Source organism: Shewanella sp. SACH (assembly GCF_001887095.2).
Classification (GTDB): Bacteria; Pseudomonadota; Gammaproteobacteria; order Enterobacterales; family Shewanellaceae; genus Shewanella; species Shewanella baltica.
Genome location: NZ_MPDG02000001.1, coordinates 109,244 through 125,509, shown reverse-complemented (window position 1 = coordinate 125,509; position 16,266 = coordinate 109,244). Strand labels below are relative to the sequence as shown.

Below are 16,266 nucleotides of genomic sequence, written 5' to 3'. Positions count from 1 at the left end.
CGCGGCTTGTTTGTTTAAATTCGCGCAAGGCGGGATTTTAAGCACTCAATGGCAATACCTCGTGATTTTATCAATGAGCTAATCGCTCGCACTGACATAGTCGAACTTATCGATCGTAAGGTGCCCTTGAAAAAGGCGGGTAAGAACTACTCGGCCTGTTGTCCTTTTCATAGCGAAAAATCACCTTCGTTTACCGTCAGCCGTGATAAACAGTTCTATCATTGCTTTGGCTGCGGTGCTCACGGCAACGCCATCGATTTTGTGATGGAGTATGACCGACTCGATTTTATTGATGCCATTGAAGATTTGGCGGGCCAGCTTGGATTAGAGGTTCCCAGAGAACAAGGCACAGGCAAGCGACATGATGACGGTTTAAGTCGTGACTTATACCAACTCATGGAAGAAGCGAGCCTTTACTTTCAAAACCAACTTAGACAACACCAAGATAAACAAAAAGTTATCGATTATCTTGCCTATCGCGGTTTATCCGATGATGTAGTCGAACATTTTGGTATTGGCTTTGCGCCAGACGGTTGGGACGGCTTATTGGGCCGCTATCGTCAGAATCAAGATGCGCAGGATAAGTTACTGACTGCGGGAATGTTAATTAGCAACGACAGTGGGAAACGTTACGACAGATTTCGTGACCGCCTCATGTTTCCTATCCGCGACAGACGCGGACGAGTCATTGGTTTTGGTGGCAGAGTTTTAGGTGATGGCACACCCAAATACTTGAATTCTCCAGAAACGCCCATATTTCATAAGGGCAATGAGCTTTATGGTCTCTATGAACTAAAGCAACGCTATCGCGATCCTGACAAAGTACTGATCGTTGAAGGCTATATGGATGTGGTGGCGTTGGCGCAATTTGGTGTCGATTATGCTGTCGCATCATTAGGCACCTCGACGACGGCGGAGCAATTTCAGCTTTTGCTGCGCAGCGCTAAAGAAGTGATTTGCTGTTACGACGGCGACAGAGCGGGTACTGAAGCGGCTTGGCGTGCCTTGGAAACGGCATTGCCATTATTAAAGCCAGGCGATCAAGTGCGATTTATGTTCCTGCCTCAGGCCGAAGATCCTGATTCTATGGTACGTAAGATTGGTAAAGATGCATTTGAAACCTTAATGGTTTCAGCCATTGCACTACCCGAGTTTCTGTTTGATACGTTAGCGACAAAATACGGTACAGATAAAGGCAACTTAGCGAAACAAGCTTTTATCTTAATTGAAAAAATTCAAGACACTGTGCTGCAAAATTTACTACTTGAGAACTTAGCTCACAAGTTAGGAATGAACAGCTCAGAAGATATGAAAAAGAAGCTAGGCTTTAGCGTGAAACAAGCTAAACCGATGGCAAATAAAGGATTAAAAGGACGCGGTACACCATTGCGACTCGCCATCGCACTGCTAGTACAACATCCTAAACTGGGTATGGGCTTACCCCCACAACCCGCACTCGCCCACTTGCAGATGCCAGGCATAGAATTGCTGCCACTGTTATTGAAGATGACTCGAGAGCAAACGTTAAACAGCGCACAACTACTTGAACAATTCAGAGAGCACCCTTACAGCGGCACTCTCCATAAATTGGCCCAATGGGACCATCAAGTGGCGGATGAAAACTTGCTCGAAAAGTTTAAACAAACCCTGGTTTGGTTGAACAATCAATATATTGAACAACGATATCAGGAATTGAGTCTAAAACAGACTCATACTAAAGAAGAGAAGATGCAGCTCTCGAAGCTGATCTCAGTCATGAAAGGGTTAAACTGAGGCAAAAATGTCCTCATTCACTGTCCCAGTGACTAGCACAGACATGTGCACACGGCTATAATTGACGATTTGCGCGGCACTTAGCTCATGCTAAGTGTCCGTCGTTGTAACAGTTTCCCAACTTGGATGATATCTATGGATCATACTCCGCAGTCGCAACTTAAGCTGTTGCTTGCCAAAGGTAAAGAGCAAGGTTACTTAACCTATGCAGAAGTGAACGATCACTTACCTGCAGACATGGTCGATTCTGACCAGATCGAAGATATTATCCAGATGATAAATGACATGGGTATTCGGGTGTTCGAAGAAGCCCCTGATGCCGATGACATGATGATGTCGGAAGACAACACAGACGAAGATGCCGCTGAAGAAGCCGCTGCCGCACTGGCAACAGTAGAAAGCGAACTTGGCCGCACAACCGATCCCGTACGCATGTACATGCGTGAAATGGGTACCGTTGAGCTTCTGACCCGCGAAGGCGAAATTGTTATCGCCAAACGCATCGAAGAAGGCATCAACACAGTTCAAAGTTCAGTCGCCGAATACCCACAAGCGATCGCTATGATCCTTGAGCAATTCGACCAATTTGAAGCCGACGAACTGCGCTTATCTGATATTATCTCTGGATTTGTTAACCCTGACGAAGACGTTGCACCGACCGCCACTCACATCGGCTCAGAATTATCTGAAGAAGAGCTGGAAGATGAAGATGACGAAGAAGATGACGACGACACTGAAGATGAAGAAGAAGGCAACAAAGGGCCTGATCCTGAAGAAGCACGCGAAAGATTCGGTCAACTGAGAACTGCCTACGAAAGTGCACTGAAAATTATCGAAGCTAAGGGCCGTGAACACCCTGAATCGGTAAAAGCACTATTCGAAATTGGTGAAATCTTCAAAGAATTCCGCTTAGTACCTAAACAGTTTGACCGTTTAGTGAAAAGCATGCGCACTATGATGGATCGCGTACGTGTTCAAGAACGTTTAGTGTTAAAACTGTGCGTTGAACAAGCCAAAATGCCGAAGAAAAACTTCGTCAAACTCTTCACTGGCAACGAAACCAACCTCGATTGGTTCAACACTGAGAAAGCCTCAACTAAACCTTATGCCGAAGGCCTAAGAATGGTTGAAGACGACGTGATCCGTTGTCGTACCAAGCTTGCAGCAGTTGAAGAAGAAACCGGCTTAGCGATTTCTGCCATTAAAGACATCAACCGTCGTATGTCAATCGGTGAAGCCAAAGCGCGCCGTGCGAAGAAAGAAATGGTTGAAGCCAACTTACGTCTGGTAATTTCTATCGCGAAGAAATACACCAACCGTGGTCTGCAATTCTTGGACTTAATCCAAGAAGGTAACATTGGCTTGATGAAGGCCGTGGATAAATTTGAATACCGCCGTGGCTATAAGTTCTCGACCTATGCAACTTGGTGGATCCGTCAGGCGATTACTCGTTCAATTGCCGACCAAGCGCGTACGATTCGTATTCCAGTACACATGATCGAAACGATCAACAAGCTGAACCGTATTTCTCGCCAAATGCTACAGGAAATGGGCCGTGAGCCTTCACCTGAAGAACTGGCTGAGCGTATGATGATGCCGGAAGATAAGATCCGTAAGGTACTGAAAATCGCTAAAGAACCTATCTCCATGGAAACCCCAATCGGTGACGATGAAGATTCGCATTTAGGTGATTTTATCGAGGATACAACCCTCGAACTACCACTGGACTCAGCGACCAGCGAAAGCTTGAAAAACGCCACTCACGAAGTGTTAGCAGGTCTAACCGCCCGTGAAGCGAAAGTATTGCGTATGCGTTTTGGTATCGATATGAACACTGACCACACTCTTGAAGAAGTGGGTAAGCAGTTCGACGTAACCCGTGAACGTATTCGTCAGATTGAAGCTAAGGCACTGCGCAAACTGCGTCACCCTTCACGCTCAGAAATCTTAAAATCATTCCTAGATGAATAGGCCGTTATAAGCCTAAAGTCAGCTAAGTAAGATTTGAAGCCCTGCCTATGCAGGGCTTTTTATTGCCTCTCCCGCGCCAATATCCGCATAAGCACGCTATGAAAGCATTAAATTTAGCCGACGATGGCATTTAAGTTGATTAACAGATAACCAATTGAATCAGTTGCGTGAATTTCCAGCCAAAACACGGGTGACAAGCGTAAGTAAGCTTAGTATACTTCCTCCCGCTTCAGGTAATGACGATTACCTTAAGTCGGCCCCTTAGCTCAGTTGGTTAGAGCACACGACTCATAATCGTTAGGTCCACGGTTCAAGTCCGTGAGGGGCCACCACCCGATTCAACAAAAAAGCCCATTGAAAAATGGGCTTTTTTGTATCTAAAATATTTGTCCTGCCAATCATCGCATAATCATCATACATTTACAGCTGGCTCGCTCGCTGACTATTTTATGGCTTCAGCCTGTTCTTTGGTATTTACCATTGCCATAAAAATAGGCCTTTTGATCAGTGCTTAACCAACAACACAATCAAAGAGCCTATTTAAAATCAATGCGCTAATTCAGTAAACCTCTGCGTACTAGGTTTTTAACTTACCTAACTGCTCATGCTGCTGCTTCACTAAGTTTGCTAAAACTACGCTGCTTTGCTGTGCTTCACCCGCAAGACGTGCAAGTTCAGAAGCAGAGTCAGAAATCCCTGTGATATTGCGATTAACCTCTTCAGTCACCGCACTCTGCTCTTCTGCGGCGGCGGCTATATGAGTCACTTGGCCCGAAATCTCCCCAATCTGACTCACCATTGAATTCAATGAGTTTAACGCTTGCTCAGTTTGAGATACGGCCATTTGTGCCCGCTCAGCGCCTTTATCTATGATGCCAGAAGCGCTTTGGACTTCTTTTTGCAGTGCGTCGATAAGGGTACTAATGTCGTTCGTCGAGCTTTGAGTCTTAGATGCCAGCGCCCGCACTTCGTCAGCCACCACAGCAAAGCCTCGTCCCTGCTCGCCCGCCCTTGCAGCTTCAATCGCAGCATTGAGTGCCAACAGGTTTGTCTGTGCGGCAATGGAGCTTATCACCTCAAGGATACGACTGATGTTCATACTGCTTTCAGCCACTTTACTCACCGCCAGCTTAGCCTCCATAGACTCCTGAGACATAGTCGCGACAAAACCCATTGCCTTAGTCAGGCTCTCTTCACTGTGACGAATGTTGCGCGACATGGCTTCAGTTTCTGCCGCCGTTTGCTCAGACGCCTTAGCAACTTCAAGTGCAGTAGCACTCATTTGGTTCACAGCCGTTACCACACTCTCAATTTCACCGTACTGGCGATTCACACTGTCACGGGTGAGCTGCGCAATTTTTGCCGAGGCTTGGCTTTCCTCCTGAGAGCGGCTCGCAAGCGTTTTCAGCTCGGCAATCAGATTTTTAAGTTTATAAATAAAAGAGTTGAAACCTTTTGCTAACGCAATCAATTCAGCATGAGAATCAACCTCAATCGATTGCGTTAAATCGCCATCGGCACTCGCAAGATGCTCTACACGGCCCTGGATCATCCTCAATGGTGAGATAATGCTACGGATCACTAAGCTAATGGTAATCACAGCGGCAATCGATACCACAATACCCACGATCAGCAGCAAACTGCCTAGGGAAGTCGCCATCTCATCCATATCATTATTTAGCTCAATCGAGCTCTTATACGCCTGTGCAGTCGGCACTTGGATAACTAAGGACCACTCGGCATTCGCTAGCGGGATCTTAATGGGGTAGGCAACAATAATTTCATCATCGTTAACCATGTAGCCGGAATTCTTGTGCAACGAGATAATTTGCGAGGCGAGAGTTGGATTTATCGACTCAGCTAATGGACGCGCCTTTTTACTGTAATGACTGGCCGCGACCACTAAACCGCGGGTGCTCAGCAAAGTGACTTTCGCTTGTCCATCGTAGAGGCTTTTGGATAACTTATCGATAAGGGTTTGAAACACTGGCAAGTTTACATCTACACCGACTATACCGATAAATTGCTTATGTTTAAGCACGGGCACAGTCAACGAGGTCATTAATGCTTTGTTTCCTGGAGTGATCTCGTATAAATAAGGCTCCATTAGGCAGGGCTTTAAGGTTTCTTTACCACATAAATACCATTCAGCATCACGGATCCCAAACTCATTTAAGCTAGTGAGGTACTTTTCTGCTGAATCTTCAACTTGGTTATGCTCCACAGTGCCATCGTCGTTACGGGTGTAATAGACCTCTAGAGCGCCAGATGTCGCCACACTGTGACTGACATTAACATTCAAAAACTCACTGTCGAGCCCATCATAACCATTAGGTTCGAACTGGGCATACATGGAAGAGACTTGCGCATTCTTCTTCAGCACTGCCGCCACTGCGAGTTCTAAGCGGTCGCGCTTTAAAGGTAATTCGTCAGCGGTACTTTCAAGCATACCCGCAAAAGAGAAAGGAATTCGGTAGGCTTCATTGATAAATCCGGCGACCATTTCACCATATTCACCGGCGCGGGCTTCGAGTTTATCCCGAGTTTCCGTTTGTAGGGTATTTTGAACTTGATCCGACAATTGTGCGTTTTGAGCCGACAGCGTCCACCATAAACTGATAGATAAAATAGCCACTATCGATAAAAATAATGCTGATGTAATCCACAACAACTTAGTACTGATGGACAAATGCTTCATCTAGTAAACTCCCAAGAGAACGACAATAGCGTAATTATTATGATCTAATTCATTTTTATACTTTCTACCCAGCATTAAAAATAGCACTTAGCGTAAGAATTACCAGCACTTAAGATAAAGATTTGCTAATGAAATGTAAAACTTTAGAATGACAAAATCAAAAAAAGGCCAAATTCAAATAAATGAATTCGGCCTTAAATATCAAACACTATTTCAAATTAAGGTTAAAGTTAGCGTCCCCACAACCAAGCGGCACCACGTACGCCCGATGAAGCGCCATAACAGTTTTTAACAACCGGAGTGTGACACTCACGGCCAACCACATATAGCGGTAAAACTTTTGGCAATTCAGTGTAAATGGCATCGATGTTGGACACTCCGCCGCCAAGGACGATTACATCAGGATCCATCATATTGATCACATGGGCCAATGAGCGGGCTAAACGGTCAATAAAGCGATCAAATGCTTGAGTCGCCAGCGGATCGCCCGCTTGCATCATTTGGGCGATTTCAATACCGCTGTCAGCAACGCCACCTGCTGCGCGAAAATCGCGTACAAAACCCGTCCCTGAGATAAACGTCTCGATGCAGTCTCTGTTACCACAAAAACACGTCGTGGTATTAAATTCATCGGCTTTCATCCAAGGTAAAGGATTATGCCCCCACTCACCGCCTATGCCATTACCACCATCATGCACTTGGCCTTTGATGGCGATACCTGCACCACATCCAGTACCAATAATGGCGCCAAAGACCACTGACTTGCCAGCAGCTGCGCCATCGACCGCTTCTGATACGGCAAAACAGTTCGCATCATTAGCGATTTTCACCTTACGGTTTAATCGAGCGCCCAGATCCACATCGAGGGGATGGCCATTGATCCACGTTGAATTGGCATTTTTAACTAGGCCAGTAAAAGGAGAAATCACCCCTGGAATACCTATGCCTATTGTGGCGGTTTGTTGCAGGCTCTCTTCGACTTCTGTCACGAGTGCGACTAATGCATCGACTGTAGCAACATATTCTCTTGGCGTTGGGATGCGTTTACGAAACACTTCTTTACCATCGTCATCCAATGCGACTAACTCGATTTTTGTGCCGCCAAGATCGATACCAATTCGTAACATCAACTTACTCCATCTCAATATATTTAACGCAAAGCGGCTCAGTGAAGCTCGGCTCTACTGCCTGATGCCATACACTGTAATTGAAAACTGCCTCAGGTCAAAAACAACATTAGCCCCTGTCAAAGTAAAGGCTGTTTATTACAGCAAACAATGAAGGCACAGTCGTCATTTAAACGACCCACTGCGCCTTGGGGTGTTACATTACGGACACTCGACTGACGCCATACTCGCCGTTTTTGGCTTTAAGGTGATATCGCTAAAACTGATATCCACAGCGCCCGATGATGACAATGTGAAAGGCGAGATAATTTTACCAAAATCGATCCCCTGCGCCTGATAGCAAGTGAGATCTATGTTTAGTTCACTCCAAGTATCAAGGCTTAATGCGCTTAATTGAGTACTGATATCCACATCGGCTCGACAATCGCCTTCGCAGGTCATGCCAACATTAACAGGCGCTGTAATCGATGAACCGACTTTGACCTGCATACTCAACACTGACTTGCTCGCCAGATAAGCCCGTAAGTCTTCAGGGAAGTTCCCCTGCAAACTCACAAAACCAAGCGCCTTACCGTTAAAGCTGACATGGCGTGCATCTTCTTGTACTTGTTTATCAAAGGTTTTAATCGTGACAACATCATTCGACTGCACGCTGCTGGCGATAGGTTCCATCGAAACCTTGTCACCTTCAACACTGCCAATCAGCATTTTCCAAGGCGCCTTAACGGCACGCTCGAATAACGGCTTCTGGCTGAGTTGCACTTGTTCACTGAAATTATCTTCAGACAAACTATTCGATAATATCGCAGGCGCAGTACTATTTGCCTTATCCGCATAGCTCAGGCCATAGCCATAGGGAAGTAATGGCGAATAATCACTGTCGTGAACATTCACTTGAGTTTGCTGCGGTGTCGACGGCCATGAGAAAGACAATTTACCAGTAAAATCATACTGAACATCGCCATTAGCTTGAGTGAATAACACTTCGCTAATCCCTGCGCCTTCGGTGCCAGGCAACCAAGCGGCGACAAAGGCGTCAGAGGCATTAAGCTCAGGATTGACCCACAAAGGTCTGCCGCTAATAAACACAGAGACCACAGGAACCCCTGCGGCTTTGAGCTTTTGTAATAAAGCTAAGTCACGCTTATTCCCCCTTTGATATTCAAGATTATCGATATCTCCATTGCCCTCGGCATAGGGCTCTTCACCAAATACGACAATCGCCACATCGGGTTTATTCGCCGTATCAAACTGACCGTCAACACTTAGCACTGCGCTACCACCGCTGGCAGAAACCGCCTTTGCTATACCGGCATATATCGATGTCGCTCCAGGGAAATCTGCATTTTGGTTATCTGTACCCTGCCAAGTAATAGACCAACCACCCGATTGCTTGCCAATATTATCGGCGGCATCACCCGCGACGAGTACCTTAGCTTTGGGCGATAGCGGCAGTAAATGCTGATTATTTTTCAATAATACCAATGATTCACGCACCGCTTGGCGCGCAACATCCCTGTGGCTAGCTTGGCCAATCAACTCGGTTTTACCCGATAAAGGACGCTTAGCTGGACTTGGCTTTTCAAATAATCCCGCCCGAATTTTTACGCGCAGGATACGACTCACTGCATCATCAATCCGCGCTTGGCTGATCAAACCCGACTTAACTTGCGCGATAGTGTTTTCATATAAGGGTTTCCATGCGGCCGTAGGCACCATAAATACGTCTAAGCCCGCATTAACGGCCAGAGGACAGGATTCGTTACTGCAACCTTCAACCTGCCCATGTCCATTCCAATCGCCAACGACAAAGCCATCAAAGCCCATGCGAGCCTTAAGTACATCGGTCAATAAATAAGGATTACCGTGATTTTTAGCGCCGTGCCAGCTATTGAATGAGGCCATTACCGTTTGTGCGCCTGCAGTTAACCCGCCGACATAACCTTGGGCATGAATATCAAACAAGGCTTGTTCGGATGCGATATTATCGCCCTGATCATCCCCGCCTTCGGTACCACCATCCCCTAAGAAATGTTTTACAGTAGCGATAACATGCTGATCTGATAAGAAGTCTTTATCATTGCCCCCTTGTAATCCCTCAACAATCGCGTGCGAATAGGATTTAACGATGACAGGATCTTCTGAATACCCCTCGTAGGTTCGTCCCCAGCGGTCATCACGCACCACAGCGACAGTCGGTGCAAATACCCAATCAATCCCCGTCACCATGACTTCTTTGGCAGTGATTGCTGCAATTTGCTGAATAAGCTCAGGATGATGGGCCGCACCTAACCCTATGTTATGTGGGAACAGTGTTGCGCCAATCACATTGTTGTGACCATGAACCGCATCCGTGCCCCACATGGTTGGAATACTGATGCCATCGAGCGAGTCATCCATTGAAGCTTGAAACATAGCGTCGGCTAAGGCAATCCAATCTGCCGGCGTCGCATGTTTATCTTGGTTCGGGTAAGAACCGCCACCATTCAAATAAGAGCCAAAACCGTATTTACGCATATCTTCGACCGTGATATCGCGGATCTCAGGTTGGATCATCTGCGCAACTTTCTGCTCTAGCGTCATTTTGCCTAATAAATCTGCAACTCGCTTTTCAACATCTGGCTGATTTTTATGGGGGATAGTTAACTGCGGCCAAATATTAATATCGGTAGACTTACCATCGATGCTGTAGCCATTGGGGCTATTGGGTGAGCTAGATGCGGCCACATCACTAGGCTTAACAGACTGACTGTCAGCTGCTTTTATCTGCTCTGTTTTACTGCATCCGCTTAAACTGGCGCAGGTCAGCACAGCCAATAAACTCAAGCTAAAGGTTTTGGGTCTCAATGCGATAACGCTCATAATTCTCGCCCTCAAAAAATAAAATGTCTTAATACACACGCCGTGTGCGCATCCATGTGTTTAATCGTCGTGTTTTAATTGATTTAAAATCTTGGTCTTGGGGCATCACAGCCCTTAGCCCCGTAATAGGCGATAAAGCCATAGCAAATCAGCGGTAAGATAAAGGCCAATTGGATACCAAAATGATCGGCTAACATACCTTGAAATAAGGGCACAATCGCGCCGCCCACAATCGCCAAACATAAAATGCCAGAACCTTGGCTGGTGTGTTGTTCAAGATCTTGTAATGCCAAGCTGAAAATGGTCGGGAACATAATAGAGTTACATAACCCAACTAACAGTAAGGCCCACATCGCCATCGCCCCCGCACTAAATATGGCTAAGGCCACCAGCAAGCAAGCACAAATCGCATTAAAGGCTAACACTTTGCCGGCCTTGATTTTTTGCATCACGGCCGCGCCAATAAAACGCCCAACCATAGCGCCGCCAAAATAGTAGGCAATGTAATGTGCAGCTTCGGCGTGAGTGTAACCGCCAATATCGGGCTGAACTAAAAAGCTAATCAAAAAACTGCCAATGGCGACTTCGGCCCCCACATACACAAAAATCCCCACGCTACCGAGAACAAGATGCGGAAATTGCCATGCACTGCCCAGCACTTTAGCACTGCTCGCAGGCAGTTTTTTACCTAAAAAAGGCAGCTTTAACAGTATAAAAATCACCGCCAGCACAAATAAACTGGCCGCTAAAATCAAATAGGGAACTTGTACTGTGCTCGCTTGGGCCGCAGCGCTGACTACAAGGTCAGGAGCAGCCTCACCTGTCATTTGATGTGAAGTCGATAAAATCAACCAACTGCCAAAAAACGGAGCAACTGTGGTGCCAAAGGAATTAAACGCTTGGGTCAGAGTGAGTCTCGATGACGCGGTTTTTGCGGGTCCCAGCACGCTGACGTAGGGATTAGCCGCCACTTGCAGAATGGTAATGCCAGAGGCTAAAACAAAAAAAGCGCCTAGGAACATCCAATAGGAGGCGAAACTCGCCGAAGGATAGAACAATAAGCAGCCTAAACACGCAATACCAAGCCCAGTGACTATGCCTTTTTGGTAGCCAATTTTACCCACAAGTGCACCCGCTGGGATTGAGACAATAAAGTAAGCCCCAAAAAAACAAAACTGCACCAACATGGCTTGGGCGTAATTCAGCTCAAACATGTTTTTTAAATAAGGTATCAAGATATCGTTAAGACAAGTAATGAATCCCCACATGAAAAACAACGATGTTAATGCCACTAAAGCGAACCTAAAGTTGCCACTCTGGTGCACACTCGTTGCTGCCTCACTCACCGAACTCGCCTCAGTTTCATTTGCAATAGCCATGTTTGCCCTATTCTCCCCAACCGATTATCTAGATAAAAACGTTTAATCTTCTTAGTCAAAATGGCGTGATTAATTTATCCAAATCACATATTGACCTTTTTATGATTAGTCACTAACCTCGATGTAAGCGCTTTCATTGTTAACATGTCGATAACCAAAGTCAATATTTTTAGTGACAGTTGGCAAGCATCTTTACTCTCTTTATCTTGAACTCTGTGTTTTAAATCGCAGGCATGAATTCAAAAATATAATTAAGTGACTGAATATATGAAAATATCTTTACCAAAGAACTCGAGACTCCAAAGCGAAGCGTTTACTTTTGGTGTTGCAACCGCTTCCTTTCAAATCGAAGGTGGCGTGGACTCTCGCCAAACCTGTATTTGGGATACCTTCTGTGCAACACCAGATAAAATCCGTGATGCCTCCAATGGCGATGTCGCCTGCAACCACCTGAATCTATGGCAAGAAGATATCACCTTAATCGCGTCACTCGGGGTTGATGCCTATCGTTTTTCCATCGCATGGGGACGGGTCTTAAATCAAGATGGCAGCATTAATCAGCAGGGAGTTAATTTCTACATTGGCATTCTAGACGAACTAAAACGTAGAAATATCAAAGCATTTGTCACGCTTTACCATTGGGATCTTCCTCAACATATTGAGGACCAAGGCGGCTGGTTAAACCGAGATACCGCTTACCTTTTCAAAGACTATGCTGACAAAATAAGCCAAGCCTTCGGCGACCGAGTGTATTCCTACGCCACTTTAAACGAACCCTTTTGCAGCTCATATTTAGGCTATGAGGCAGGCATTCACGCCCCAGGTTTAATGAAAAAAGCCTATGGCCGTCAATCGGCTCACCACCTATTGCTCGCCCACGGCTTAGCGATGCAAGTATTGCAAAAGAACAGCCCTAACAGCATGAATGGCATAGTTCTTAACTTCACGCCTTGCTACGCATTGACAGAAAGTGCTGCCGATATTCAGGCCGCAAAGCAAGCCGATGATTACTTTAACCAGTGGTATATCAAGCCCATTTTCGATGCGGCATACCCAGACCTTCTCACAGCATTAGCGCCAGAAGACAGACCGGAAATTCACGACGGTGACCTTGAGCTTATAAGTCAACCAATTGATTTTTTAGGGGTTAACTTTTATACCCGCGCCGTATATCAGGCCGATGCAGAACAAGGATTTGTGCAAGTTGATTTACCTGGAGTACCTAAAACCGACATAGGCTGGGAGATCTATCCACAGGCCTTTACCGATTTACTGGTTTCTTTAAATCAAACCTATGATTTACCACCTGTTTTCATCACAGAAAATGGCGCCGCTATGGACGATAAATGCATTGATGGGCGTGTCGATGACTTCGATAGGCTCAGCTATTACCAGCACCATTTAACCGCAGTAGACAATGCCATAGTACAAGGTGTTAACATTCAGGGTTACTTTGCCTGGAGCTTGATGGATAATTTTGAGTGGGCCGAAGGCTACTTAAAACGTTTTGGCATTGTCTATGTGGATTATGCAAGCCAAACCCGAACGATAAAGGCCAGTGGTCAAGCCTACAGCGACTTGATTCGCTCAAGGGCTCACTTAACTAATAACAATAATAAATAAGGCTAAAGCCATGATTAGCATAAAAGAAAAAATAGCCTATGGGCTTGGCGACACTGCCAGCAACATCGTTTTTCAAACCGTTATGCTGTTCCTTACCTTTTTTTACACCGACATTTTTGGTATTTCACCTGCCTTTGTCGGCACTATGTTTCTACTGGTACGGTTGATTGATGCCGTCACCGATCCTTTAATGGGTGCATTAGCTGACCGCACGAACACCCGTTGGGGTAAATTCAGACCCTATTTACTCTGGTTTGCCCTGCCCTTTGGGATTATCAGTGTATTGGCTTTTACGACCCCAGATTTATCTGAAGATGGGAAAATGATTTATGCCTTCGTGACTTACACAGCATTGATGATGGTATATACCGCCATTAATATTCCCTATTGCGCCTTAGGTGGAGTACTGACGGCCGATCCCAAAGAGCGGGTTTCGGTGCAATCCTATCGGTTTGTGTTCGCTATGCTCGGTGGCTTACTTGTCTCAGGACTCACCCTGCCTCTCGTCGAATTTCTCGGTAAAGGTGACCAAGCAAAAGGGTATCAGCTCACGATTCTCGCAATGAGCATCTTAGGTGTTGCCATGTTTTTGGCCTGTTTCTGGGGCACAAAAGAGCGCTTACATCCGCCCGTGGATCAAAATTCCAGCTTTAAACAGGACTTTACCTATCTATTACAGAATGACCAATGGCGAGTGTTATCCGCCGCTGCAGTTTGCCTATTATCCGGCATGGTATTGCGCACTAGCCTCGCCATTTACTACGTAAAATATTTTCTTAACCTGCCAGATATGATCACTCTTTTCATCACCTTAGGCATGGTGGGTAACGTTTTTGGCTGTATTCTCGCTGAGCCATTAGCTAAGCGTGTTTGTAAGGTTAAAGCCTATATTGTGTTGCAAATCCTAGCCGCGACCCTGTGTCTAATGCACTTTTTTGTCCCTAAAGATCAAGTCGTTCTCGCCTTCACTCTTTATATTGTCTGGGGATTTACCTTCAATATGGCCACTCCATTACTCTGGGCAAAAATGGCGGATACGGTCGATTATGGTCAATACAAAACCGGCGTGCGTATCACAGGCATGATTTACTCCTCGGTGATTTTCTTTATCAAACTTGGAGTCGCGATTGGCGGTGCGGCGGCGGGATGGTTACTGGCAAGTTATGGCTATCAAGCCGATGCCGTTCAGAGTGAAACGACGCTCAATGGCATCTTAATTTCATTTACCCTCTATCCCGCTACCGGCTCAATTTTGGTCGCATTTATCATGCGTCGTTATACGCTAAATAACCAGAAAGTGGATGAAATCCATCTGGAATTAAATAGAGCCAGCTAATAAAAATATGCTAATCTTCAAGGCATTGTACTTTTCAGTACCTCTAATTTGAGATGATATGGCCACTATTTACGACGTTTCGGTACTTGCAGGCGTTTCACTTGCGACTGTGTCACGGGTGATGAATAAAAACACCAATGTCAGTGACAAAACCAAACAAAAGGTATTAGACGCTATGGCTCAGTTGGACTATCGCCCCAATGCGATAGCCCAATCATTAGCATCCAACTGCTCAAATAGTGTGGGCGTCCTGGTATCGCAATTGGATGGTCCATTTTATGGGCCTATGATGACTGAAATTGAAGATGCCCTGCGTGATGCGGGTAAACACGTCATTATTGCCGCGGGTAAAAGCAATGAATCCCTAGAAAAGGATGCGGTGCAGTTTTTACTGGATCGCGGCTGTGATGCCTTGATTATCGATGTGGAAGCGGTTTCAGATGACTATCTTATCGATCTCTGTAAGCGCAGCACGCCAATCGTGCTGATTAACCGCTATGTTGCCGCCATACGTGAACGCTGTATTTATCTCGATAACGAGCTTGGCGGTTACCTCGCGACTCAGCATATGTTGTCGTTAGGGCATAAACATATTGCTTATATATCAGGACCTTTATTCAAACTAGACGCTAGGCAGCGCCTGATGGGCCATAAAAAAGCGCTCACTGAATCGGCCATTCCCTATGAAAGCGAGCTGTTCTACGAAGGGACATTTAAAGAGTCGAGCGGTTGCGATGGCATGCGACATTTACTCAGCCTGCAACGGCCGTTTACTGCGGTGATTTGCGCCAATGACCAAATGGCATCGGGAGCGATTTCAACCTGCCTTGAACAAGGGCTTAAGGTACCCGAAGATTTGTCCTTCATGGGTTATGATAACATCCCGTTTCCCCAGTATATTTCCCCTAAGCTCACCTCAGTCAGTAACCCCATCCATGAAATGGGTAAAATGGCGGCGTTCTGGGTACTAAAACACGTTTACAATAAAACCGATGTGGAGATTGTTAGCCATTTTACGCCTTCATTATTTGTAAGAGATTCAGCAGTTAAGCTAGAAAAATAGCGAATAAATGAAGGCTAGCACTGCTCTAGCCTGAGCATGTTGAACTGCAAGAATGAGCACGGCATTGCGTTTTCTCGTTAGATTTTACGTGCACAAGTGAACAAGTTTGACTCAAAAACGATGTGAAAAACGGTCTATAAACGCAAGTGCAACTCGCTCATAACGTACTTTTTAAAGGGCTTTTAATGAGTTAACGATGCTTTTCAGCATCTTTAAAACCCGTATTTATCGCCTTTGAACACCTATATTCTGCCCCAACGAAAGCCTTAATAATTCCCCTTTTAGGCGTGAAAACCACTGCCGAAATGGTCAATCATCCACGCTCGCGCGAAATAACCCTCAAATTTTTGCATTCCCCCTAGCGTAAAAACACCATTTCATACGTCATAAAGTGAATTTAGCACACCCTTCCTCACCAATTTCATCATAAATGT

General features: G+C 45.7%; 10 protein-coding genes and 1 tRNA gene. 7 read left to right on the top strand and 4 right to left on the bottom strand.

Annotation, left to right across the window (positions count from 1 at the left end):
- Nucleotides 1-48: 48 nt before the first annotated feature.
- The 3 genes from dnaG (at nucleotide 49) to BM607_RS00465 (ending at nucleotide 4,076) form a co-directional block, all read left to right on the top strand.
- A complete protein-coding gene (gene dnaG / locus BM607_RS00475) occupies nucleotides 49-1,773 on the top strand; it encodes a DNA primase (RefSeq protein ID WP_071939218.1) in 1,725 nt (574 codons plus the stop codon).
- 135 nt (nucleotides 1,774-1,908) lie between these two features.
- Nucleotides 1,909-3,744, top strand: coding sequence for an RNA polymerase sigma factor RpoD (gene rpoD, locus BM607_RS00470; RefSeq protein WP_006080722.1), 1,836 nt, complete (start codon nucleotides 1,909-1,911; stop codon nucleotides 3,742-3,744).
- Between the two features lie 255 nt (nucleotides 3,745-3,999).
- A tRNA-Ile gene (locus BM607_RS00465) sits at nucleotides 4,000-4,076 on the top strand.
- A 245-nt stretch (nucleotides 4,077-4,321) separates the two neighbouring features.
- Here BM607_RS00465 and BM607_RS00460 read toward each other — a convergent pair.
- The 4 genes from BM607_RS00460 to BM607_RS00445 form a co-directional block, all read right to left on the bottom strand.
- Complete coding sequence (locus BM607_RS00460; protein ID WP_071939219.1) at nucleotides 4,322-6,442, bottom strand: methyl-accepting chemotaxis protein; 2,121 nt, start codon at nucleotides 6,440-6,442, stop codon at nucleotides 4,322-4,324.
- Nucleotides 6,443-6,672: 230 nt separating this feature from the next.
- On the bottom strand, nucleotides 6,673-7,569 hold the full coding sequence (mak, locus tag BM607_RS00455; RefSeq protein ID WP_006080720.1) for a fructokinase: 897 nt from the start codon (nucleotides 7,567-7,569) through the stop codon (nucleotides 6,673-6,675).
- Between the two features lie 201 nt (nucleotides 7,570-7,770).
- Nucleotides 7,771-10,431, bottom strand: coding sequence for an exo 1,3/1,4-beta-D-glucan glucohydrolase (locus tag BM607_RS00450; RefSeq protein ID WP_071939220.1), 2,661 nt, complete (start codon nucleotides 10,429-10,431; stop codon nucleotides 7,771-7,773).
- 83 nt (nucleotides 10,432-10,514) lie between these two features.
- Nucleotides 10,515-11,699 carry a sugar MFS transporter gene (locus tag BM607_RS00445; RefSeq protein WP_249269564.1) on the bottom strand — a complete coding sequence of 395 codons (1,185 nt, stop codon included), beginning with the start codon at nucleotides 11,697-11,699 and terminating at the stop codon, nucleotides 10,515-10,517.
- Between BM607_RS00445 and BM607_RS22040 the strand changes: the two genes are divergently transcribed.
- From BM607_RS22040 to BM607_RS00430, 4 genes are all read left to right on the top strand, one after another.
- Nucleotides 11,698-11,856 carry a hypothetical protein gene (locus tag BM607_RS22040; RefSeq protein WP_227257825.1) on the top strand — a complete coding sequence of 53 codons (159 nt, stop codon included), beginning with the start codon at nucleotides 11,698-11,700 and terminating at the stop codon, nucleotides 11,854-11,856. The genes BM607_RS00445 and BM607_RS22040 overlap by 2 nt on opposite strands.
- Nucleotides 11,857-12,077: 221 nt before the next feature.
- Entirely contained in the window at nucleotides 12,078-13,433 is a 1,356-nt protein-coding gene (locus BM607_RS00440) for a GH1 family beta-glucosidase (protein ID WP_071939222.1), read from the top strand.
- A gap of 10 nt (nucleotides 13,434-13,443) precedes the next feature.
- Complete coding sequence (locus BM607_RS00435; RefSeq protein WP_071939223.1) at nucleotides 13,444-14,769, top strand: glycoside-pentoside-hexuronide (GPH):cation symporter; 1,326 nt, start codon at nucleotides 13,444-13,446, stop codon at nucleotides 14,767-14,769.
- A 58-nt stretch (nucleotides 14,770-14,827) separates the two neighbouring features.
- Nucleotides 14,828-15,832 (top strand): LacI family DNA-binding transcriptional regulator, encoded by a 1,005-nt coding sequence (locus tag BM607_RS00430; RefSeq protein WP_071939224.1) that lies wholly within the window; start codon nucleotides 14,828-14,830, stop codon nucleotides 15,830-15,832.
- The last annotated feature ends 434 nt before the right edge of the window (nucleotides 15,833-16,266 follow it).